Source organism: Streptomyces sp. NPDC005863, assembly GCF_042871345.1.
Classification (GTDB): Bacteria; Actinomycetota; Actinomycetes; order Streptomycetales; family Streptomycetaceae; genus Streptomyces.
Genome location: NZ_JBIAII010000002.1, coordinates 377,001 through 398,534 on the forward strand (window position 1 = coordinate 377,001; position 21,534 = coordinate 398,534).

Genomic DNA, 21,534 nt, shown 5'->3' on the forward strand with positions numbered 1-21,534 from the left:
GGATCCTGTCGGTCGATCTGTCCCGTCCACGCTAATACCCGGCCGTTCCGTTCGGGATCGGGCTCCGGTCGTAGGGCGGCCGCGCCGCGCGGCTATGCTTTCAAGAGTTTCGCCAGAACGCGGTCGAGCGCCTCGATGTCCTCGTCCGGCAGCCCGAGGAGCGCGTCGGGCGGTGTGGTGAGGATCGCGGTGGCGCGGGCGGCCGCGGCCCGGCCCTCCTCGGTGAGGTGGACCAGTTTGGACCGGCGGTCGTCGGGGTTGGTGATGCGTTCGGCGAGGCCGCGGCGGACCAGGTCGTCGACGATGACGGTGGTGTAGGGCGGGTCGCTGCCCAGCCGCTCGGTCAGGTCCCGCAGCGTGATCGGGTCGCCGGTGAGGCGGCGCAGCGCCCTGATGCGGCTGAAGCTCATGCCGAGGCTCTCGGCCACCGCCTTGCGGCGGTTGTGCCGGTCGAGCACCAGGGTGTTCAGGCCCTGCCAGACGCGGGTCGCCGTCCTGAGGGTCGCGTCGTCGGCAGCCGGCTCGGTGTCGTGTGCGCGCTCCATCAGGCCTTCACTGTCTCCTTCGTCCCCTCCGCGTCCTCGGCGGCGAGCGTCCGCGCGGTGCGCCGGGCCGTTTCCCTGGCCCAGCGGCCGGAGGTGAGCGTACCCGTGACCAGCACGGCGGCGCCGCAGCCCGCGATGATCCACCAGGCCGTGCGGCCCGCGTCGGTGAAGCCCGCCGCGCCCGCGTGCACCCCGCCGGCCATGAGGGCGCCGATGACGGCGACGCCGAGGGACTGGCCGACCTGGCGGCTGGTGGAGGCCACGGCGGCGGCGAGGCCCGCCTGCGAGCGGGGCATCCCCGATACGGCGGTGTTGGTGATCGGAGCGTTGACCAGGCCGAATCCGGTGCCGAAGAGCAGATACGCGACGACGAGCAGCGCCGTCGGCATGTGCGTGGAGTAGGTGAGGGCCTGCAGTACGGCGCTGGCGCACAGCGCGGCGCCCGCGAGCAGCAGCGGTGTGCGGGGCCCGCGGGAGGCCACCATGCGGCCGGAGACCGGCGCGGTGAGCAGCGCCATGAGGGCCATCGGCAGCATGAAGAGGCCGGCGTGCAGCGGGTCGAGATGGCGCACGTTCTGCAGATACAGGGAGCTGACGAAGAGGAACCCGCCGAGCCCGGCGAAGGTCGCGACCGCGATGACGGTGGCGCCTGCGAACGGGGCGGAGCGGAAGAACCGCAGGTCGATGAGGGGGTCGGTGCGCCTCGGTTCGTACCGGAGGAGGCCGAGGAGCGCGCAGAGCGCCGCGGCCGCGCTGCCGGCGACGACGGGCGAGGTCCAGCCGCGGCTCGGCGACTCGATGATGGCGTACGTGAGGGTGAGCAGCAGGACGATGACGAGTGCCTGGCCGACCGGGTCGACCCGGCGGGGGCGGGCCGCGCGCGATTCCGGCACGTATCTGCCGATGAGGAAGAGCGCGGCAAGCCCGATCGGCACGTTGATCCAGAAGATGGAGCGCCAGCCCGCCGACTCGACGAGCGCTCCGCCGATGATCGGCCCGGCGGCCATGCTGATGCCGACGACGCCGCTCCACACGCCGATGGCACGGGCCCGCTGGCGGGGGTCGGTGAAGGTGTTGCTGATGATCGACATGGCGACGGGGTTGAGCATCGAGCCGCCGACGGCCTGCAGGATGCGCGCGGCGACGAGCCAGCCGAGGCCGGGGGCGAGTCCGCAGAGCAGGGAGGCGGCGGTGAAGATCGCCAGTCCCGCCCTGAGCGTGCGGCGGCGGCCCACGCGGTCGGCGGTCGAGCCCGAGAGCATCAGCAGGGCGGCGAGGACCAGCGTGTAGGCGTCGACGGTCCACTGCAGCCCGGAGACCGAGGTGTGCAGGTCACGCTGGATGGAGGGCAGGGCGATGTTCAGGATGGTGTTGTCGAGACTGACGATCAACATGCTCATGCAGCAGATGGCGAGCACGAGCCAGGGCCGCGGGCGGGCGGCGTCCTCCGGCATGACGGGACTCCTCGGGTGGGTGCGCGGGCGGGTGCACGGGCGGGTGCACAAGCGGGTGCGCCTCATTTGTTTGTGTTGTCACAACCATTGTGAGGCTACAACTAATACCCGGGAGCTGTCATGCGAGGTTGCGAGGCCGGCAAATTTCTACAGAGCCACCGGCGCCCCGCTGCGGGCCGACGCGTAGCCCGCCTCCACGATGCGCAGGCCGCGCAGGCCGCCCTCGCCGTCGGCGACCGTCATGCCACCCTCCTCGGGGCCGAACAGGAAGGCGCGCAGCATGAGTTCGTCCAGGTCGACGCCGAACGGCACCTCGGTGCCGCGCCCTTGCCGTTCGCTGAAGCCGTGCACCTTCTGGTCGAAGGCGTCCATCTCCAGGGTGGCCCGCTCGCCGACGACGGTGAGTTCGAGGCCGCCCCAGGAGTGGTGGGAGCGGGGGTGGGACCAGCTGCAGTCGATGGTGGCGACGGCGCCGTCCGCGTAGGTGACGCTGACCAGGCCGCCGGTCTCGGCGGCGACCTCGTCCGCGTACAGGAGGTTGTTGGTCTGGGCGTACACCTCCACGGCCCGTGCCTCGCCGAAGAGGTCGTCGAGGAGGTCGGCGATGTGCACCGTGTGGTCCATCAGGGCGCCGCCGCCGGAGAGTTCGGGCTCGGCGAACCAGCGGCGGGCGCGGGTCGGCATGGCGCCGTTGTTCGCGCCCGACACGGCGAGGATCCGCCCCGCCCGGCCCGAGGCGACGGCCGCCTTCACGGCGGCGTACGCGGGGCTGAACCGCACCGGGTAGGCGACCGCGAGCCGCACGCCCGCGGCGCGGCAGGCGGCGACCATGGCCTCGCCGTCCGCCACCGAGGCCGCGAGCGGCTTCTCGCAGAGGACGGGCACGCCGTGCGCCGCGGCGAGCTCGACCAGCGGCCGGTGCCGGGCGTTCTCGGAGCAGACGATCACCGCGTCCGGGCCCCAGGCGAAGGCCTGCTCGTACGTGTCGGCGTACCCGGCGCCCGCTGCGTCGGCGACGGCGCGGCCGCGCACCTCGCCGGGGGCCGCGCGGTCCGTGTCCGGGTCGCAGCCGAGCACCTCGGTGCCGGGCATGCGGGCGAGGAGACTCAGATACCCCGCGGCGTGGACGTGGGCGAACGACAGGACGGCGACCTTCATCGCGCTGCCTCCTCGATCTCGATGACGCGGCCGGTGCGGCTGGACTCCACCGCGGCCTCGGCTATCCGCACGGCCTCGACGCCGTCGCGGGTGCTCACGCGGGGTGCGGGTCCGCCGTCGACGGCCCCGCCCTGCCGCCAGGACGCGGCGAAGTCGCGGAGCTCGGTGTGGAAGGGGCTCTCGGTCATGGGGCTCGACGGGATGCCCTCGTCGGCCGCCCGTACGCCCTGCGCGGTGATGCGGAAGCCGGGCACGGCGGTGGAGTCGTGGTGCAGCAGGCCGTCCCGGCCCGCGACCCGGAAGGTCGTACGGAACCGCTGGTCCGGCAGGCCCCACAGGCCGTTGATGTGGCTGACGGCGCCCGAGGCGTGAGTGAGGACGGCGGTGGCGGTGACGACCTCGGGCGGGGTGCCGGTGGCGCGTTCGACGCCGCGGGTCCGTGCGTGCACGCGGACCACGTCGCCCGCGAGCCAGCGGGCGATGTCGATGTCGTGCACCATCAGGTCCATGATGACGCCGCCGGACTGGGCCGGGTCGCCGAACCACGGCGCCCACTGGGGCCTGGCCCCGCCGCGCGTGAAGCGCAGCACGGCGAGCTCGCCGAGGTCGCCCCGGACGACGGCGCGCCGCAGGGCCGCGTAGGCGGGGAAATACCGCACCACGTGGGCGGGGTGGAGCCGCACGCCCGCCGCGTCGGCTGCCGCCGCCATCTCCTCGGCGTCGCGGGCGGTGAGGGCGAGCGGTTTCTCGCAGACGACGTGCCGGCCGGCGGCGACGGCGGCGAGGACGAGGTCCTTGTGGGTGGGGGTGGGGGTGCAGACGTCGACGGCGTCCGCGTCCGCGAGGAGCGCGTCGGGGCTGTCGACGGGCCGGACGTCGTGCCCGCGCCCGGCGTACTCGGACGCGAGCTTCTCGGCGGAGCCGTCGACGGTGTACATGCTCACCCGGGCGCCGAGCGCGAGCCAGCCGGGCAGATGGGCACGGGCGATGCCGCCTGCGCCGAACAGGCCGATGTGGAGCGGTGGCATAGAGGGGCTGCCTTTCCTTGCCGTGGGCGGGGCTGTGGACGTGCCAGGGGGGCGGGTCAAGTCTTGGAGCCGGAGAGGGCGACGCTCTGGACGAAGTGCCGCTGCAGGACGACGTAGACGAGCAGCATCGGCAGGCTCGCGATCAGCGAACCGGCCATCATCACCGGATAATTCGTCTCGAACTGCCCCTCCAGGGAGGTCAGTCCGGCGCTGATCGGCATCTGCTGCGGATCGGTGTTGACGATGAGCGGCCACAGCAGGTCGTTCCAGGACCACATGGCGGTGATGACGGCCAGGGCCGCCAGCGCGGGCCGGATCAGCGGCAGCATGATGGACCAGAAGATGCGGAACGCCCCGGCGCCGTCGATGCGGGCGGCCTCCTCCAGCTCCCTGGGCAGCGAGAGGAAGAACTGCCGCAGCATGAAGGTGCCGAAGGCGCTGAACATGCCGGGCAGGAAGAGCGCGGGCGCGGTGTTGAGCAGGCCGAGCCACTGCACGATGTCGTACTGCGGAAGGACCAGCAGCGAACTCGGCACCATCAGGACGGACAGGAAGAGCGCGAACAGCGCGTTGCGGCCGCGGAATTGCAGGCGGGCGAACGCGTAGGCGGCGAGCGAGCAGAAGACGAGCTGACCGAGGGTGCGCCCGACGGTGTTGATCAGGCTGTTGGTGAGCATCTCGCGGAACGGCAGCGAGGAGAACACCTCGTCGAAACTGGACCAGTTCCAGGTGTCGGGCAGGAAGGTGGGCGGCACCCGCGAGGTCTCCGCGAGGGTCTTGAGCGCGGTGAGCAGCTGCCACAGGAAGGGGAAGACCATCACGAGCGCGCCGAGCGAGAGGGCGGCGTGGGTGGCGAGGGATCCGGCGTCGAAACGCCGCCGTCCGGCCGGTTTTCCGGTCGCGTCAGGCATAGTGCACCCACCTTTTCTGGAGCCGGAACTGCAGGAAGGTCAGACCCGCGATGACGACCATCAACAGGAAGGCGAGCGCGGCCGCGGCGCCCTGTGCGTTCTCCACGAAGGCCCATTTGTAGAAGAGGCCGACGATCGACTGGGTGTCTCCGATCGCGGGGTTCTTCTCGGCCATCATGATGTAGATGAGGTCGAAGGTCTGCAGTGAATTGATCATGCAGATGATCGAGGCGAAGAAGAGGGTGGGGCTGAGCAGCGGCAGCGTGATGGTGAAGAACCTGCGCAGCGCGCCCGCCCCGTCGATCTCCGCGGCCTCGTAATAGTCGCGCGGAATTCCCTTGATGCCCGCCATGAAGATGATCAAGTAGTAGCCGGTGGTCGACCAGACGATGACCGTGCCGATCGCGTAGACGGCCGTGGAGGGGTCGGAGACCCAGTAGTGCCGGTCCACCCCGAACCAGCTCAGGATTTCGTTGAGCAGCCCGAAGTCGCCGTTGTAGAGCCAGTTCCAGACCAGGCCGACGGCGACCGGAAGGGTCACGAACGGCACGAAGTACAGGGCCCGGTAGACCGCGACGCCGCGCAGGCCGCGCCGGTTCAGGAGGGAGGCGACGACGATCGCGACCGGCAGCGCGGTGAGCCCGATGAGGGTGTAGATCAGGGTGTTGCCGAGGGCCTGCCAGACGGTGACGTCCTTGACGACGCGCACGTAGTTGTCGGTGCCGATGAACGTGTGGCCGCCGAACGCCCCGAATTCGGTGAAGCTGAAGTAGAACGTCTGCAGCAGCGGCCAGAAGTAGAAGACGGCGAAGCCGATGCCGAGCGGCGCGACGAACAGGTACGCGGCCTTCTCGTTGCGGGAACGGGGGCGGGGGCCGGACGCGGTGGCGCGGCGATCGGCCGCTTTCGCGGCGGCCGTGGCGGGAAAGACACTCATGAGTCGCGTTCCTCCTTCAGGACCCGGTCCATCTGCTCGCCCAGCGTGCGGGCGGCGCTCTCGATGCCGCCCTTGCCGCTGAACGCGGCGCCGAGCAGCGGGTATTGGAGGTTCTCCCAGACGGCGGTGTTCCTGGAGCTCGGATAGGGAACGCCGTACTTCTGCATCTCGATGAAATGCTTCAGGTCGAATTCGGGCATCGAGGTGAGCCAGGCGTCCTGCGTTCCCTCGTACGAGGAGATGGTGACGCCCGCCTTCGCCTGGATCTCGGCGGCTTCCCGGCCGGCCATGAAGTGCACGAACTTCCAGGCCGCCGCCTTCTTGCGGCTCTTGGCGGAGATCACGTTGGCGAGGCCGTGGATGATGGTGGCCCGGCGCCGTCCCTTGGGCAGCACGGCGATGCCGCCGTGGTCCTTGAGCGCGGGCACGGCGTACATCTGGCCGGCCATCGCGGACAGGTCGTAGTTCATGGCGACCTTCTCCGACCAGTAGCGCACCCGGCCGACGGACTCGGTCATCGCGCTCTGCGGCGGCGACCAGCCCCGGTCGATCATGTCGGTCAAGAAGCGCAGGCCCTCGATGGACCGGTCGTCGCCGAAGCCCGATCGGCCGTCCTCGATGACGTATCCGCCGGCGCCGCAGACGGCCGGGTAGATCTTCATCTGCCGGTCCATCTCGGCGGCGAAGCCGTGCACGCGCCGGTGCGGGTCGGTGAGTTCGGCCGCGGCGTCGCGCACGTCGTCCCAGGTCCAGTCCGCGTCCGGGTAGGAGATGCCCGCCTTGTCGAACAGCTGCTTGTTGTACCAGAGGCCGATGGTGTCGAAGTCCTTGGGAAGGCCGTACTGCGTGCCGCGGTAGGAGTAGAGCCGCACCAGGGCGCGCGGGTGGCGGTCGACGGGGGTGGCGTCGGCCTTGATGTGGCCGGACAGCGGTTCGAGGACACCGCTCGACGCGTACAGCTGGATGTTGACGGCGTTCATCCAGAAGACGTCAGGGGCGGTGCCGCCGCGCATCGAGGTCTTGAGGGTGGTCCAGTAACTCGCCCACGGGGTGAGCTCGATCCGTACGGAGATCCGCGGGTTCACCTTCTCGAACGCGGCGATGATCTTCTCCATGCCCGGCACCTGCGCCGGGTCCCACATCCCGTACGAGAGCGTCGTGCGGCCCCCGCCCCCGTCGTCCGGGCCGCCGTCCCCGCCGGAGCAGGCGGCGAGCAAGGGGGCCGCGAGCGCCCCGCCGAGCAGTGTCCTTCTGCGCATCCGCGCCTTCGCCTCCCAGGAAGTCGTCGGGCGCCGCCGCGGTCCGCTCCCGTCGCCGGGCGCGCCGTCAGGACGCCGTGTCCGCGAGCAGTTCCTCCTCCACGTGGTCGAGCGCCTTGCGTACGGCGCCGATGGCCACGCCCCGCTCGCCGAGCGAGCTCAGCGCGATGCGCGGGCCGTGCAGGGTCAGGGGGCGCAGCCTCTCCTGAAGCAGGGGCACCAGGTGCCGGCCGACCGGGGTGGCGCCTCCGGTCAGCACGACCAGTTCCGGATCGACGGCGAGACAGAGCGCGGCGACGCCCGGGGCGAGCCGGTCCGCGAACTCCGCGACGGCGGCCAGGGCCCGCGGGTCCGCGGTGTCCGCGGCGCGGGCCAGCGCGGCGACCTCGGACTCGCCGGCGCGCCGGGCGCCCGGCCACCGCAGGGCCTCCTGGGCGGTGTTCAGGCCGAGCAGCGGCAGCAGGCCGAGTTCGCCCGCTCCGCCGCGTCTGCCCCGGTGCAGCCGGCCGCCGATGGTGAGGCTGCACGAGACGCGGTGCCCGGTGAGGACGCAGACGACGTCGGCGGCGAGGGTGGCCGCGCCCTGCCACCGCTCGGCGAGGACCGCGAGGTTCACGTCGTTCTCGACGAGGGTGTGGCCTGGCCCGTCGTCCTCGATCAGCCGTCCGAGGTCGACGCCGGACCACTCGGGCACCACGACGGAGGTGACGACCCCACCCGTGTCCACCACGCCGGGCACGCCCACGCAGCGGGCGAGGACGGTGGCGCGGCGCGGCGCGTGGGCGTCGAGGAAGCTCTCCACCGCGTGGCGCAGCAGTTCGAGCCGGGCGGCGCCGCCCGCTTCCGGGTCGATGTCGCGGCGGTGGGCTGCGAGGACGGTGCCGCCGAGGTCGGCGAGGAGCAGCACGACCTTATGCAGTCCTATGTCGACGCCGAGCACGTGTCCGGCCTCGGTGCGGAAGCGGAACCGGCGGGCGGGCCGCCCCGGTGTGCGTCCGCCCGGCTCGTCGGCCGCCTCACCGACGAGCCCGCGCTCGGCGAGCTCCTCGACGGCGGCTTCCACGGTGGGCCGGGACAGGCCGGTGGCCGCGGCGAGTTCGGCGAGGGTGCGGGGGCTGCGGCGGTGCAGGGCGCGCAGCACGACGGTGGTGTTGAGCCGCCGCAGCGCCACCAGGTCGTGCCCGCGCGCCGTGTTCCGCATCAGTGCTTCACCTCATGTCCGTGCGACGGCAGCCCTGTTGACGGGCCGCGATGTCCGGCGGCACACGGAATTGGAAAGGAGACTTGCATAACTCGCCGGGCCCGGGAACCCCTTCGACGGGACGGGTTCGGCGCGGGGTGCGCGCGGCCGCGCGGGCGGCTCCGGAACGGCTCGGTCCGCCGGTCGGCGGGCGTGGCCGGTTCGTGAAGATCCAGGTGGGGGCACGTGTGCCCGGCGGCGCCCGATGGGGCAGGATGACGTCCGCGCGGGGCCGGGTCGGCCGGCCCGGCGTGAACCGAACTCCCTGAATCGAGCAGGTATCTCAAGGTGACGTCACATCACATGCGCCGCGTCACGGGGCCGTCGCCCCGTACGGCGGCTCGCACGTCCCGTACGACGGGAGCAGTCCGATGACCCGTGCCCTCACACTGCACGACTGGATAGCCGCCGGGATCGCGGTGGCCGCGGGCGTCCTGGCCGGGCTGCTGCTGCGGGCCCTGCTGCGTTGGCTGGGCGAGCGGGCCAGCCGCACCCGGTGGAGCGGCGACGACGTCATCGTCGACGCCCTGCGCACCCTCGTCCCCTGCGCGGCCATCACGGCCGGCCTCGCCGCGGCGGCGGGCGCGCTGCCGCTCGCGCCGCGCACCGGACGCAACGTCACCATGACGTTGACCGCACTGCTCATCATCGCGGCCACTCTCACCGCGGCCCGGATCGTCACCGGCCTGGTCAGGGCCGTCGCGCAGTCCCGCTCCGGGGTGGCGGGGTCGGCCACCATCTTCGTGAACATCACGCGGGTCGTGGTGCTCGCGATGGGCTTCCTGGTCGTCCTGCAGACCCTCGGCGTCTCCATCGCGCCGCTGCTCACCGCGCTCGGTGTGGGCGGTCTCGCGGTGGCGCTCGCGCTGCAGGACACGCTGGCCAACCTCTTCGCGGGCGTGCACATCCTCGCCGCCAAGACCGTCCAGCCCGGCGACTACATCCAGCTCAGCAGCGGCGAGGAGGGGTACGTCGTCGACATCAACTGGCGCAACACCGTGGTCCGGCAGCTCTCCAACAACCTCGTGATCATCCCCAACGCCAAGCTGGCCGGCACCAACATGACCAACTTCAGCCGCCCCGAGCAGGAGATGTCGATCACGGTCCAGGTCGGGGTGAGCTACGACAGCGACCTGGAGCAGGTCGAGCGGGTCACGACCGAGGTGGTGGACGAGGTGATGACCGAGATCACCGGCGCCGTCCCCGACCACGAGGCGGCCATCCGCTTCCACACCTTCGGCGACTCGCGGATCAGCTTCACGGTCATCCTCGGCGTCGGGGAGTTCAGCGACCAGTACCGGATCAAGCACGAGTTCATCAAGCGCCTGCACCAGCGCTACCGCGCCGAGGGCATCCGGGTCCCGGCCCCGGCGCGCACGGTCACCGTCCAGCAGGGCGAACTGCCCCCGCCGCTCGGCATCCCGCACCAGCGGGACGCCTCGGTCTCGCCGCGCCTGCACTGACCGGCGCCCGCCGCCGCATCCGGGTGGCTCGTCGCACCGTCCGGCCCACCGCGCCGGACGGTCGCCCGCTGCGCCGAGTGGCCGACCGCTCGGTGGCGGCCCGCCGCGCCGCGTGATCCGATCGCGGGCATGGGGCACGACCACGGCCCGGCCGCGGCGACGGCGGGCGGCACGCTCAGCGGCACGTACCGCAACCGCCTGCTGTGGACCATCGGCATCAGCGGTGCGATCACGCTCCTCCAGGTCGTCGGCGCGCTGCTGTCCGGCAGCCTCGCGCTGCTCGCCGACGCCGCGCACAGCCTGACCGACGCGGTGGGCGTCTCGCTGGCCCTCGGCGCCATCACCCTCGCGCAGCGCGCGCCGACACCGCGGCGCACCTTCGGGTTCTACCGGGTGGAGATCTTCTCCGCGGCCTTGAACGCGCTGCTGCTCGTCGCCATCTTCGTCTGGGTCCTGTGGTCGGCGATCGGCCGGTTCAGCGAGCCGGTGGAGGTCAAGGGCGGCCTGATGTTCGTGGTCGCGGTGGGCGGCCTCCTCGCCAACCTGGTGGGCCTGTGGCTGCTGCGGGACGCCAAGGACAAGAGCCTCAATCTGCGCGGCGCGTACCTGGAGGTGCTGGGCGACGCGCTCGGCTCGGTCGCGGTGATCGTGGGCGGCCTGGTCATCCTGCTCACCAGGTGGCAGGCCGCCGACCCGATCGCCTCGATCGTCATCGGCCTGCTGATCGTGCCGCGCGCGTACGGGCTGCTGCGGGAGTCCGTGCACGTCCTCCTGGAGGCGACGCCGCAGGACGTCGACCTCGGCGAGGTGCGCCGGCATCTGCTGGAGGAGCCGGGCGTGGTCGCCGTGCACGATCTGCACGGCTGGACGGTCACCTCGGGCATGCCGGTGCTCACCGCCCACGTGGTGGTGACCGAGGCGGCCCTCGCGGACGGATACGGGGAGCTGCTCGGCCGCCTGCAGCGGTGCGTCGGCGGCCACTTCGACGTGGCCCACTCGACGATCCAGCTGGAGCCCGAGGGGCACGTGGAGGACGAGGGGGCGCTGCACACGTGAGCGGGTCCCGCGGCACGACGCCGTGACGCGCACGCCGATCGAGACACCGCCGCCAAGGCGTCCTGCGCGTCGAATCGCCATAATGCGGGGCGAGTTGCCTATGTTGATCCGGCGCGGCGCGTGCAGTGCCGCGCGACTCACCCTCCCCCACCGGGATCGACACTGCGGGCTCAACGCCCAGACACGGATGCCACGTTGAAGTCAAACCTGAGCATGAACCGCTTGAAGTACGTATCCACCGCCGGGCTCGTCGCCCTCGCCGGTCTCGCCGCCGGGGTGCTGTTCCTGGGCCCGGCTCCGGCCACCGCGTCCGCGGCGACCCGCCCACCCGCGCACGCCGTGGCGCCGACCACGCCGCCTCCCCCTCCCGCGGCCCCGGGTCCGTCGCTCACGGCGAACGTCTCGGCTAGCAGCGTGCGGACCGCGGAGGAGTTCCGCATCCACGGTGAGGCCCGCGGCCTGCCCGCCGGGACCCCGGTCACCCTGCAGCAGCGACAGGGCGCGGTGTGGGTGACGCTGCCCGCCACGGTCGGCACCACGCCGCGAGGGACGTACTCGATGCGCGTCAGACTCGCCTACCAGGGGCGCAACGCGCTGCGCATGAGTGCGGGCGAGACGCTCTCGCCCGTCGTGTACGTCACCGTCCTGCCCTGACCCCGGGCGGCGCGCTCCGTCGTTTTGCAGATCCCGCAAGAAGGCATGCCGTTTCGCCACCCGTCGGCCCAGACTCGGCCCCAGGGAGTCCGGAGAGCCGGACTCCGACGGGACCGAGGGAGAGGCATCCGATGGAGCAGACCGACGCGGCCACGTACTGGGACAAGGTGTACGCGGAGCGGCCCGCGCCCGACGCGCCGCGGCCGAACGCCCGCCTCGTGGAGCACGTCAGCGACCTGACACCCGGGGACGTGCTGGACATCGGCTGCGGTGGCGGCGGCGACGCGCTGTGGCTCGCGGGACGCGGGTGGCAGGTCACCGCCGTCGACGTCTCGGAAGTGGCGGCCACCCGGCTCGGCCGGCTGGCCCGCGCACGCGGCCTGGGCGACCGGATCACCGCCGCGCGGCACGACGTACGCGCGTCGCTGCCCGGGACGGCGTACGACCTGGTCACCGCACACTACTTCCACGCCCCCTACGAGCAGGACCGGGCGGCCGTCCTGCGCTCCGCCGCCCACCTGCTGCGCCCGGGTGGACGGCTCCTGGTCGTCGACCACGGGTCGACCGCGCCGTGGTCGTGGAACCAGGACCCGGACGTGCGCTTCCCGACGCCCGAGGAGGTCGCGGCGTCGCTGCGGCTCTCGCCCGCTCAGTGGGCGACCGAACGCGCGGAGAAGGCGCGCCGCGTCGCGGTGGGCCCCGACGGGACGACCACGGCCGAGGTCGTCGACCACGTCCTGCTCATCCGCCGGAACCGGTGACGTCCCAGCGCAAGGAGCCGGAACCGGTGACGTCCCACCACAAGGAGCACGCCATGCCCACCCCCTCCCGCCGCCCCGACGCACCTCCGCCCCGCACCGGGAACAGCGAGGCCGAGGTCCTGCGGGGCTTCCTCGACTACCTGCGCGCCTCGGTCGCGGCAAAGGTCGACGGAGCCCCGGAACCCGACGTCCGCGCGGCAGCCGTGCCCTCGGGCACCAATTTGCTGGGCCTGCTGAACCACCTGACCGCCGCGGAAGGCGCGACGTTCCTCGGCGAGAAGGTCACCGATTGGCAGGCGACGTTCCTGGCCGACCCGCAGGACGGTGTCGCCGAGGTCGTCGCCCGCTACCGGGCGACCGTCGACCGCGCGAACGAGGTGCTCGACACCTGCGCCGACCTCGGCGCACCGCTCCCCCGGCCCGGCCGCCCGGGGCCGAGCGTCCGCTGGGCGCTGACCCACCTCATCGAGGAGACCGGCCGCCACGCGGGACACGCCGACATCCTCCGCGAGCTCATCGACGGCAGCACGGGGCGCTGAGCGAGGCGATACTCGTACGCCCATACGATCGCTGGATGGCACCCACCACACCCCCCGCCGCCTACCTCCGGCACGGCCCGCGCGTGGCCGTGCGCCGTATCCGCCGCGAGGACTACGAGGAGATCACCGCACTCCGCGCGGAGAGCGCCGACCTGCTGCACCGCTGGCTCGGCGCCCGCGCGGAGTCGGTGGAGGCCTTCGAGGCCTCCCTCGCCCGGTTCCAACAGCCCACCCACGAGGGCTTCGTGGTCTGTCTGCGCGACACCGATGCGATCGTGGGCGGCGTCAACGTCGACAACATCGTCCGCGGCTCGCTGTCCAGCGGCACGCTCGGATACACCGCCTATGCCTCCACGGTCGGCCGGGGTTACCTGACCGAAGGGCTCGGACTGGTGGCCCGGTTCGCCTTCGAGGAGCTGGAGTTGCACCGTCTGGAGGCGAACATCCAGCCGGACAACGTGGCGTCGCTGAACCTAGTGCGGCGCCTCGGGTTCCGGCACGAGGGCCGCTCGGAGGCCTTCCAGTTCATCGGCGGCGCGTGGCGGGACCACGAACGCTGGGCTCTCATCGCCGAGATGGCGGCAGCACAGGCGGACGGCGCCCCGCCCCGGCAGTCGCCCCGCCGCACGGGGGGCGTGCACGAGCGGTACGGGCTCACGCGGGTCGTCAACGCCCGGGGCACCTACACGCCGCTGGGCGTGTCACGGAGCGCGGAGTCCGTCGCGGCGGCCGCCGCCGAGGCGTTGGGCGAGTTCTTCGTCATGGCGGAGCTGCAGGACGTCGCGGGCCGTACGGTCGCCGCGGCGACAGGGGCGGAGGCCGCGACAGTGGTGCACTGCACCTCGTCCGCCCTCACGCTGTCCGTCGCGGCGTCCATGACGGGCGACTCCGTCGAGCGGGTCGCGGCGTTGCCGGACACGACCGGCATGCCCACGCGCGTGGTGCTCCCCGCCGGGCACACCGTCGACTACGGGCACCCCCTGCTGCAGGACATCCGCCTCGCGGGCGCCGTTCCGGTCCCGACGGGGACGGAGGCCGGCTGCACGGTCGCGGACCTGGAGGAGGAACTCGCCCGGCCCGGCACGGCATGTCTGCTCCTCGTGTCGTCGCGGCTCGTGCGGGGCGCGGACATCCCGCTCGCGGAGGCCGTCGCGGCCGCGCACCGGCACGGGGTGCCCGCCGTCGTCGACGGGGCGGCGCAGGACCTGCGCATCGCGGAGCTGCTCGGCACCGGCGCGGATCTCGTGCTGGTCAGCGGCCAGAAGTATCTGGGCGCCCCGACGGCGGGGCTCGTGATCGGGCGCGCCGGGATGGTGCGCGCGGTCCGGGCGCAGGAGAAGGGCATCGGGCGGGCGATGAAGGCGAGCAAGGAGGCCGTGTGCGGCGTGCTCGCGGCAGTGCGTGCGCGGCAGGAGACGGATCTGCGCGCCTGGCGGCGGGAGCAGGAGGAGAAGGTCGCGCGGTTCACCGCGAGGGCGGGCGCGCTGCCGGGCGTCGACGCGGTGGCCGTGCCCGACCCGACGGGGCTGCCCTTCCCCCGCGCCCGGCTCCGCTTCGATCCCGCGGTGTCCGGCGTGGACGCCGCCGCTGCGGCGGCGTCGCTGCGGGCGGGCTCCCCGCCGATCTGGCTCATGGACGACGCCCGGGACCGGCGCGAGCTCACTCTCGAACTCGTCCCGTTGACGGACGAGGAGATCGACGTCATCGTCGACCGGCTGGGTGCCGTCGTGGCGGCGGGGCGGGCTCCGCACACCGGGCCGGCCGACGGCTCATGACGCGGCGTCTGGAGTTCTGCGGCCCCTGGAGTTCCGCTCAACTCATGTGTCCCGTACGGGCGTTGACGTATAGCGTGGCACGCTCCACGATGCGGAGCTCCCGCGGCAGGGCGCTCCTCCCCCACCCCCACGGAGGTCCCTGTGCGCACGTCCTCTTGGCTCGGCGGTCTCGCGGCGGCCGTGCTGACCCTGTCCGTCCTGCCCGCCTCCGCCGCCCGGGCGGCGGCCGATCCGTCGCCGCCGCTGGAGATCCCGACGGCCCAGCTCGCCGCGGCACTGCACTGCCAGACGGACCTCGACGACCTGCGCGAGGCGAGCGACAAACCGACGGTCGTCTTCGTGCCGGGCACCGGCCTCAAGGGCGAGGAGAACTACGCCTGGAACTACCTGGCCGAGCTCAACAAGAAGGGCTATCAGGGCTGTTGGGTGGACTCGCCGGGACGGGGGCTCAGGGACATGCAGGAGTCCGTCGAGTACGTGGTGTACGCGGCGCGCACCGTGCAGGAGCACACCGGCCGCAAGGTCGACCTGGTCGGGCACAGCCAGGGTGGGCTCCTGACGGCCTGGGCCCTGCGGTTCTGGCCGGACCTCGCGGGCAAGGTCGACGACATGGTGACGCTGGGCGCCCCGTTCCAGGGCACGCGGCTCGCCAGTCCGTGCCGGGTGATCACCGAGATCGCCCGCTGTCCCGCGTCGGTCCTGCAGTTCGCCCGTGACTCGAACTGGACGAAGGCGCTGAACGCCGGGGACACCCCGATGCCCGCGGGCCCGTCGTACACCACCGTCTTCTCGTACGCCGACGAGTCCGTGGTCGCCGACGGGCGGGCCCCGTCGCTGCCGGGCGCCCGGCGCGTCGGCGTCCAGGACATCTGCCCCGGGCGGCCCTGGCCCACGCACATCGCGATGGTCGTCGACCAGGTCAGCTACGACCTGGTCGCCGACGCGGTCGAGCACGCGGGCCCGGCCGACTCCGGCCGGATCGACCGCGCGCACTGCGCCAAGCCGATCATGCCGCTCAACAGCGAGGAGGCCGTCAACGCCCTGCCCGGCCTGCTGAATTACCCCATCGAGCTGCTCATCCACAGCCAGCCGTGGGCCGACGCGGAACCGCCGCTGCGCGAGTACGCGCGGTAGGACGCGGTGACCTGGGCCGGCCGGTGTCGTACGTCGTGGGACCGGTCGGGCGTAGGACCGGTCGGGCGGCGGCGTGGGACCGGTCAGACGGCGGCGTGCGGGATGATCGTCCGGTACTTGCCGCCGTCCCCCTGCCGGGGCGGTTCCTCGGCCCGTTCCACGGTGACGTTGTCGAGCTTGTTGTCGGCGAGCAGGCGGGTCAGTCCGTCGTGGGCGTTGCGCCACACGTGATCCGCGTCGGCGCCGGGGGCCTTGACCATGCGGACCCGCAGCGTCGACGGCTCGGTCTGCTCGATCTGGAACAGCTCGACGCCGGGCATCCGGTCGAAGAGGCTGCTGAAGGCCAGCGGGGCGAGCCTGACGTCGTCGCCTCGGCCGGAGGGGAAGCTGAGGATGTCCCCGGCCCGGCCCTGGACGCGGATCGCGGGTGACGTGGCGCCGCAGGGGCAGGGGTCGGGGCGGACCATGACGCTGTCGCCGAGGTCGTACCGCAGGAACGGCTGGACGCGGTTGGCGAGGTTGCTGATCAGGACGGTGCGCGAGAACTCTCCGGCCGGCGTGGGCCGCAGGTCGGCGTCGACCGGTTCGAGCACGGCCCAGTCGTCGTTGACGTGGTACCAGCCCTCGACGCAGCCGTGGCTGAGATAGGTGCACTCCGTCGCGCTGTACATCGTGCGCACCTTGGCACCGAAGGCATTCGCGATGCGGTCGGTGTCGCTCTCGCTCATCGTCTCGCCGGCCGGTTCGACGAGGACCGGGTCGATGTGCAGCCGGCCCGCCTCCTGTTCGGCGGTGAGCAGCATGATCGTACTGGCGTAGCCGATGACGAACGCCGGGCGGTAGTCGTTGAGTTCGGCCACCAGCCTCGCCATCGGTTCGTGCACCGAGAAGGCGCGGAGCAGTTTGCTGCGCCCTCCGCCCTCCAGGGCCATCCGGGAGTAGCCGGCGAAGCCGACGTAGTGCCCTTCGGTGGCGACGAGTTGGGCGAAGCGGCCGCCGCGGGCGACCGCCCGGGCGATGCCGAGGGGGCCCAGCCAGGAGGCGAGCACCCGGGAGGAGACGGCGGAGGACACGGACATGTACCGGTCGTCGAGCACGAAGAGGCCGCGCCTGCCGCTGGTCCCCGAGGTGGTGGCCACCAGATAACGGCCGAGGAAGCGCCGCCCGATCAGGTCGGGGTCATCCGTGAACGCGCGTACCTTCTCGAAGGTGATGTCCCGGTCCGTCGGCCAGTCGTCGAAGTGGTCCATCAGCTGCTTCTTGTCGGTGACCGGCAGCAGCGTGGGGTCCTCGATCCGCTCGGGCAGACCCCGGTAGAGCTCCCGGTAGTACGGGGATGCGGAGCGGGCGTGGGCGACCAGGTCCGCGAGCCGGTCACCTCGGCGCCGCGCGACCGCGTCCGGGCCCTGCTTGCGGGCCCGGCGGATGTCCCGCATCAGCCACGACATGCTCTCGCTCTCGCTCATCGTCTTGTGCTCCTTCGTGTGGCGGGCCCGTCCGGTGGGGCCCGCCGGGGGCGGCGGGGGGTGCCCGAGCGCCTTCGATACGGGTGGTGGGGGGTGACGGGCGTCCGTGGGACCGGCGGGCCGGCTTCCGACCGACCGCTTTCCCGCGGGCGGTGCCCTTCATCCATGGCACGACGATCGCCGATGGCCCGTCGGCCAGGGCCCCTTGAACGAGGCGAGTCACCCCAAAAGGTGACAACCCCGCCCCGATGTCCACGAAGCCGGGTAGCCAGGCCACCGCCCCCGCACACGGGAGCGGATCCGGCCACGCGACTCCCGCCAACGACCCGCCGCCCCACCCTCCGCGGCCGTGACACGGCGGCCTACCGCGCTTCCCGACCGGCGCCGACCAGCACGGGAGCCGCCATCAGGGCCCGATCCGGAGCCGTCGACACCGCAAGAAAACAACCGGCCACAATCGGCGTCGTACGTTATTCACGCACCGGCCATGCGGGGAAAACAGATCATTTCCTCGCGCTGGCGCGGAGGCCGAGAAACGGCACAGGCCAGCTGATGCGATAAAGGGTAAAACCAGGGGCGCGTAATATTCGCGCAAAGAACGGCGCGCGCGCGGGTGGAGCCAGAGTCCACGGCGGCTCCACCCGGGTTCAAGGGCCACCGACCGGACCCTTGGGCGCCGAAGCCCAACCCGGGCCGCACACCGGCCCCTTGGGGACACCCCGCGGGCCGCACCACACCTGCCGGGCCGCGCGCCCTCCCAGGCCCATCGCCCGGCATTCATATTCAAATTCACCTTAAACCGTCCACTTGTGATTCGATCACGAAAGAATCCGAACAGAAAGTAAAGGGAATGTCCGATTCCGCGCTGTTGCGATCTAACGCACGTTGCCCTTTAAACTTTGAGCTGCGCATGATCAGGAGCTGCAATGCGATGTGGCGACACCGTTGTCAGCGTTCCTGGCGAAGGGAAAGATCTTGTCTGCCTCCCCCACACCCGATATGTCGGACCCCTGGATACGCCGTTTCCGGCCCCGCCCCGAGGCCGCCGTTTCGCTGGTCTGCTTCCCCCACGCGGGCGGCTCGGCCACCTACTTCCACCCCCTGGCGCAGTCCCCCACGCTGCTGCCGGACACCGAAGTCCTGGCCGTGCAGTACCCCGGCCGGCAGGACCGGCGCCGCGAGCCGCTCATCGACGACATCCCGACGCTCGCCGACCTGGTCACCGAGGCCCTCGCGCCGTTCGACGACAAACCCCTGGCCTTCTTCGGCCACAGCATGGGCGCTGTCCTCGCCTACGAAGTCGCGCAGCGGCTCGGTGAGCGCACGGGCGCGCGGCCCTGCCACCTGTTCATGTCGGGGCGCCGCGCCCCCTCCCGGTTCCGGCCGGGCACCGTCCACCTCCTGAACGACCGCGAGTTGGCCGCGGAGCTGCGCCGCGCGGGCGGCACGGACCCGATGTTCCTGGACGACCCGGAGCTGCTCGCGGACATCCTCCCGGTCGTCCGCAACGACTACCGCGCGGTCGAGCTGTACCGGTGGAAACCCGCGCCACCCCTGGACTGCCCCATCACCGCGCTGGTCGGCGACCAGGACACGCAGGCCCCGCAGGACGACGTCGCGGCCTGGCGGGAACACACCGCGGGCCCCTTCGACCTCAAGGTCTTCCCCGGGGGCCACTTCTACCTCAACACCCATCAGAGGGACGTCTCGCGGATCATCGCCGGCGCCCTGGCGGACCGCACGCGCCGGCCCGCGGCGGCGCGGACGGCAGGGGGGACGGCCCGATGAGGTACGAGATCCTCGGCCCGCTCCGCATCAGGAACGGCAGCACGTACGGCACCATCAACGCGCAGAAGGTCGAAGTCGTCCTCACCGTGCTGCTCATCCGGGCCGACCAACTGGTCTCCCTGGAGCAGCTGATGCGGGAGATCTGGGGCGAGGACCTGCCCCGGCGGGCCACCGCGGGACTCCACGTGTACATCTCCCAGCTCCGCAAGTTCCTCAAGGCACCCGGCTCGACCGGCAACCCGGTCGAGACCCGCGCGCCGGGGTACGTGCTGCGCAAGGGCGACGACCGGATCGACGCCCAGGTCTTCCCCGAACTGGTCGACTCGGGACGCTCGTTGCTCAGGGAGCAGCGGTACGACGAAGCGGCCTCCTGCTTCGGACAGGCCCTCGCGCTGTGGCGCGGACCGATCCTCGGACAGGGCGGGAACGGGACCGTCGCCAACGGCCCGATCGTGGACGGGTTCTCCACCTGGCTCAACGAGATCCGCCTGGAGTGCCAGGAGATGCTCGTCGAGTGTCAGCTGCAGCTCGGCAGACACCGGGAGGCGGTCGGCATGCTGTACGCCCTGACCGCGGAGAACCCGATGTGCGAGGCGTTCTACCGCCAGCTCATGCTGGCGCTCTACCGCTCCGAGCGGCAGGCGGACGCGCTCAAGGTGTACCAGTCGGTCCGCAAGACGCTCAACGACGAACTGGGCCTGGAACCGGGGCGCCCGCTCCAGGAGCTGCAGCGGGCCATTCTCTCCGGTGACACACACCTGATGTCCCCGCCCCTGGCGATGTCCGGCCGCTGACCGGCCCCGACGGCCCGTCGCACGGCGTGCGCGCACGGAGGAGGCGTACGTCTGCGGCCGGCCCGCGGCAGGCCCGGTGCTTCAGAAGGCACAGTGCAGGTGCTTGATGCCCTCGATGAAGCTGGAGTCGAGGCGCCGCGGCTGCCCCACGGCGTGGATCTGGGGCAGCGCGGTGAGCAGCTCCCGATAGAGGGCGGTGATCTCCATCCGGGCGAGGTGCGCGCCGAGACAGACGTGCGGGCCCACCGCCCCGAACGTGACGTGCGCGTTCGCGCCCCGCGTGATGTCGAAGCGGTACGGGTCGGGGAAGACGTTCTCGTCGCGGTTGCCGGACCAGTAGAAGAGGAAGATCCGGTCGCCCCTGCGGAACCGGTGGCCGTTCATGTCGCAGTCGCGGGTGGCGACCCGGCGCATCCAGTTGATGGGCGTGGAGACCCGGAGGATCTCCTCGACCGCGTCCTTGGCGTACCGGTCGAAGTCCGACACGAGCAGCTGCTTCTGCTCGGGGTGTTCGGTCAGCAGCACCAGGGCGTGCGAGATGGCGTTGCGGGTGGTCTCCATCCCGGCGATGACGAGCAGGATGAAGAAGGAGACGAGCTCCTGGCGCGTCAACTGCTCGCCGTCCGCCTGGACTTGCACCAGCTTGGTGATCAGGTCGTCGCCGGGCGAGGCCAGCCGCTCCTCCCGGAGACCGGCGATGTAGTCGCCGAGCTCCCGTGACGCCTCGATCACCGCGCGCTCGGAGTCGGCGCGGTCGGGCACGTAGTCCGGGTCGAGGGGGCCGACGATCGTGTTGGACCGCTCGAAGAGGAAGTCGTAGTCCTTCTCGGGGATCCCCATCATGTCGCTGAGCACCGCGATCGGCATCTCCGCTGCGACGGGCCTGATGAAGTCCCCGGGCCCGCGCTCGACGAGTTCGGCGATGATGCGCCGCGCCGTACGGGTCGCCACGGCCTCGAACTCCGGCACCATGGTGCGGCCGAAGGAGCGCGAGACGATCCGGCGCAGCCGGGAGTGCTCGGGATTGTCCATGTTGATCATCGAGCCGTAGTACTCGTCCAGCTCGGGCGGCAGGCCGATGATGGTGGTCGCGCCGTTCGAGGAGAAGTCCTGCGGCCGGCGGCTCACCTCCGCGATGTCCGCGTACTTCACCAGCGCGTGGTAGCCGAACGTCCAGGGCACGCCCGGCATGTTCTGCCGGATGAACGCCGGTTGCGGCAGCCCGCGCAACTCCTCGAACAGCGCGACCCGTTCCTCGTGCGACCGACCCCAGAACGACGGGTCGACCAGGTCCGGGAGTGGGGCGGCCGGCTTGCTGTTCGTGATGGACACGATGCCTCGCTTCGCGTGATCGGAGCGTGACGACGTCTCGCTTCGCGTGATCAGAGCGTGACGACCTGACACCGGATCACCTTTGCAGGCATCGCTTAAGCGGCCCTAAGAAGCGGCGTGCACAGCCGAGTATTAGGAGGGCTTTAGCGGCGTCGAGGAGTCTGCGGACCGGCGGGGCTCCGCCTGCCCGATGCACATGCCGACCCCGCGGCCGTCCGGCCATCGGGTCAGGGGCCCGGC

19 protein-coding genes and 1 pseudogene are annotated in these 21,534 nt (G+C 71.8%); 10 read left to right on the top strand and 10 right to left on the bottom strand.

Features of this window, described 5'->3' with window-relative positions:
• Nucleotides 1-92: 92 nt before the first annotated feature.
• The 8 genes from ACFYO9_RS07990 to ACFYO9_RS08025 form a co-directional block, all read right to left on the bottom strand.
• Nucleotides 93-545: a MarR family transcriptional regulator gene (locus tag ACFYO9_RS07990; RefSeq protein WP_355806399.1), complete on the bottom strand. Its 453-nt coding sequence runs from the start codon at nt 543-545 to the stop codon at nt 93-95.
• Nucleotides 545-1,999, bottom strand: a complete 1,455-nt coding sequence (locus tag ACFYO9_RS07995; protein WP_358774174.1) for an MFS transporter — start codon at nt 1,997-1,999, stop codon at nt 545-547. The genes ACFYO9_RS07990 and ACFYO9_RS07995 overlap by 1 nt, the downstream gene beginning before the upstream one ends.
• Nucleotides 2,000-2,146: 147 nt before the next feature.
• A complete protein-coding gene (locus ACFYO9_RS08000; RefSeq protein ID WP_358774173.1) occupies nt 2,147-3,157 on the bottom strand; it encodes a Gfo/Idh/MocA family oxidoreductase in 1,011 nt (336 codons plus the stop codon).
• On the bottom strand, nt 3,154-4,185 hold the full coding sequence (locus ACFYO9_RS08005) for a Gfo/Idh/MocA family oxidoreductase (RefSeq protein WP_358774171.1): 1,032 nt from the start codon (nt 4,183-4,185) through the stop codon (nt 3,154-3,156). Before ACFYO9_RS08005 ends, ACFYO9_RS08000 begins: the two co-directional genes overlap by 4 nt.
• Nucleotides 4,186-4,241: 56 nt before the next feature.
• Complete coding sequence (locus tag ACFYO9_RS08010; RefSeq protein ID WP_355806389.1) at nt 4,242-5,096, bottom strand: carbohydrate ABC transporter permease; 855 nt, start codon at nt 5,094-5,096, stop codon at nt 4,242-4,244.
• The gene (locus tag ACFYO9_RS08015) at nt 5,089-6,033 is read right to left on the bottom strand and encodes a sugar ABC transporter permease (protein ID WP_355806386.1); all 945 of its coding nucleotides are present in this window, start codon (nt 6,031-6,033) and stop codon (nt 5,089-5,091) included. Before ACFYO9_RS08015 ends, ACFYO9_RS08010 begins: the two co-directional genes overlap by 8 nt.
• Nucleotides 6,030-7,292 (bottom strand): sugar ABC transporter substrate-binding protein, encoded by a 1,263-nt coding sequence (locus ACFYO9_RS08020; RefSeq protein ID WP_358774168.1) that lies wholly within the window; start codon nt 7,290-7,292, stop codon nt 6,030-6,032. Before ACFYO9_RS08020 ends, ACFYO9_RS08015 begins: the two co-directional genes overlap by 4 nt.
• Before the next feature lie 67 nt (nt 7,293-7,359).
• On the bottom strand, nt 7,360-8,493 hold the full coding sequence (locus ACFYO9_RS08025) for an ROK family protein (RefSeq protein ID WP_355806380.1): 1,134 nt from the start codon (nt 8,491-8,493) through the stop codon (nt 7,360-7,362).
• Between the two features lie 410 nt (nt 8,494-8,903).
• Here ACFYO9_RS08025 and ACFYO9_RS08030 point away from each other — a divergent pair, with 410 nt between their 5' ends.
• From ACFYO9_RS08030 to ACFYO9_RS08065, 8 genes and pseudogenes are all read left to right on the top strand, one after another.
• Nucleotides 8,904-9,995: a mechanosensitive ion channel family protein gene (locus ACFYO9_RS08030; protein ID WP_355806377.1), complete on the top strand. Its 1,092-nt coding sequence runs from the start codon at nt 8,904-8,906 to the stop codon at nt 9,993-9,995.
• A 129-nt stretch (nt 9,996-10,124) separates the two neighbouring features.
• Complete coding sequence (locus tag ACFYO9_RS08035) at nt 10,125-11,051, top strand: cation diffusion facilitator family transporter (protein ID WP_358774167.1); 927 nt, start codon at nt 10,125-10,127, stop codon at nt 11,049-11,051.
• A gap of 213 nt (nt 11,052-11,264) precedes the next feature.
• Complete coding sequence (locus ACFYO9_RS08040; protein ID WP_388666084.1) at nt 11,265-11,705, top strand: hypothetical protein; 441 nt, start codon at nt 11,265-11,267, stop codon at nt 11,703-11,705.
• 131 nt (nt 11,706-11,836) lie between these two features.
• Entirely contained in the window at nt 11,837-12,466 is a 630-nt protein-coding gene (locus ACFYO9_RS08045) for a class I SAM-dependent methyltransferase (protein WP_358774163.1), read from the top strand.
• 53 nt (nt 12,467-12,519) lie between these two features.
• Entirely contained in the window at nt 12,520-13,005 is a 486-nt protein-coding gene (locus ACFYO9_RS08050; RefSeq protein ID WP_358774161.1) for a DinB family protein, read from the top strand.
• Nucleotides 13,006-13,040: 35 nt separating this feature from the next.
• Nucleotides 13,041-13,577: pseudogene (locus ACFYO9_RS08055) on the top strand (GNAT family N-acetyltransferase); the annotation flags it as partial.
• 354 nt (nt 13,578-13,931) lie between these two features.
• A complete protein-coding gene (locus ACFYO9_RS08060; RefSeq protein ID WP_388666180.1) occupies nt 13,932-14,780 on the top strand; it encodes an aminotransferase class V-fold PLP-dependent enzyme in 849 nt (282 codons plus the stop codon).
• 141 nt (nt 14,781-14,921) lie between these two features.
• On the top strand, nt 14,922-15,914 hold the full coding sequence (locus ACFYO9_RS08065) for an alpha/beta fold hydrolase (RefSeq protein ID WP_355806362.1): 993 nt from the start codon (nt 14,922-14,924) through the stop codon (nt 15,912-15,914).
• An 83-nt stretch (nt 15,915-15,997) separates the two neighbouring features.
• Here the strand turns inward: ACFYO9_RS08065 and ACFYO9_RS08070 are convergent, their stop codons facing one another.
• Nucleotides 15,998-17,380 (bottom strand): phenylacetate--CoA ligase family protein, encoded by a 1,383-nt coding sequence (locus ACFYO9_RS08070; protein WP_358774159.1) that lies wholly within the window; start codon nt 17,378-17,380, stop codon nt 15,998-16,000.
• A gap of 999 nt (nt 17,381-18,379) precedes the next feature.
• Here ACFYO9_RS08070 and ACFYO9_RS08075 point away from each other — a divergent pair.
• Nucleotides 18,380-19,168, top strand: a complete 789-nt coding sequence (locus ACFYO9_RS08075) for a thioesterase II family protein (RefSeq protein WP_388666182.1) — start codon at nt 18,380-18,382, stop codon at nt 19,166-19,168.
• A complete protein-coding gene (locus tag ACFYO9_RS08080; protein ID WP_355806353.1) occupies nt 19,165-19,962 on the top strand; it encodes an AfsR/SARP family transcriptional regulator in 798 nt (265 codons plus the stop codon). The genes ACFYO9_RS08075 and ACFYO9_RS08080 overlap by 4 nt, the downstream gene beginning before the upstream one ends.
• An 81-nt stretch (nt 19,963-20,043) precedes the next feature.
• Here ACFYO9_RS08080 and ACFYO9_RS08085 read toward each other — a convergent pair whose 3' ends face one another.
• The gene (locus ACFYO9_RS08085) at nt 20,044-21,294 is read right to left on the bottom strand and encodes a cytochrome P450 (RefSeq protein ID WP_355806350.1); all 1,251 of its coding nucleotides are present in this window, start codon (nt 21,292-21,294) and stop codon (nt 20,044-20,046) included.
• Between the last annotated feature and the right edge of the window lie 240 nt (nt 21,295-21,534).